This is a genomic window from Mesorhizobium sp. M1A.F.Ca.IN.020.04.1.1 (genome assembly GCF_003997315.1).
In the GTDB taxonomy this organism is placed as follows: domain Bacteria; phylum Pseudomonadota; class Alphaproteobacteria; order Rhizobiales; family Rhizobiaceae; genus Mesorhizobium.
On the sequence record NZ_RZSN01000390.1, the window covers coordinates 1 to 1,023 of the forward strand.

The window sequence follows — 1,023 nt, forward strand, 5'->3', positions numbered from 1 at the left end:
GTTGAGCGCCAGGCCTTGCACGGCGAGTTTCGAGGCAAGGAAGGAAAACGGCACCTTGCCTTTGAAATCGAGCGCCAGGGTCGGCCCGCCTGCCGTCGTCACCGTGCCGCCGCCCTTGAGACCAAGGCCGGCGCCGTCGCTGATGTTGGCGTCGAAGGCAAGCTTGCTGCCGGCAAAGGTTCCCGACGAGGATACGTTCATGCCGCCGAGGCCTGCGCCCCGCGTCTGCGAAGTCTGCACGCCCGAAGCATCGACATTGAAGGCGACCGTCGGAGTGGCCGGCGCGCCGGAGACCTTGACCGTGCCCGAGATCGAGCCTGTCGCATCGAGGCCAGGCGAGAAACTGTTTGCGAGCGAGACCGGCACCCGGGCCAGATTGGCGTTGATGTCGAGCGTCTGCGTGACCTTGCCCGTCACCGTCGCCGTGCCGCCGCCGAGATTGAGCACCAGCCGGTCGAGCGTCGTCGCGCCGTTGGCGATGGTCACGGTCGAGGCCTGCGCGATCGCCGCCTTGATGCCTTGCACCGTCGCTTGGCCCGACGCGAGCTCGACGGTCGTCGTGCCGTTCGCCACTTTCACCCGGCCGGCCGCTTTCGCCGGAATGTTCTTCACGGTGGCGCCGCCGGAAAAGGCGGTCCAGTCGCCATCGCGCTTCAGGTCGACATCGATGCCGGTAACGGCAGTGCCGCCGGAGGTCACGCTGTCGGCGCGGATCTTGCCGGAGATGACAGGTGCTGCGAGGTAATTGGCGATCTGGGCGTCGACGGCGACTTTTTTGGCCGAGAGGTCGCCGCGCCTGATCGCCGCCGTCGTTGCCTTGACGGCGACGTTCGGTGCGTTGCCGGCCTTCGAGAAGGCGATCGCGCCGCGGACGTCGCCTTCCGCCTTTTCTAGCGCAAGCGCCGCCAGTGGCCCTATGTCAGGAAGATCGAGCGACACGGTGCCCACCGGCACGAACGCTTCGTCGAGCGCGAGGTCGCCCGAAACCTTGTTGTCGCCGAGTGCAAGGCTGAGGCCCTTGAT

The 1,023-nt window shown here is 67.0% G+C and carries 1 pseudogene; it reads right to left on the reverse strand.

The features are described from left to right. A pseudogene (locus EOA49_RS32105) lies at positions 1-1,023 on the reverse strand (translocation/assembly module TamB); the annotation flags it as partial.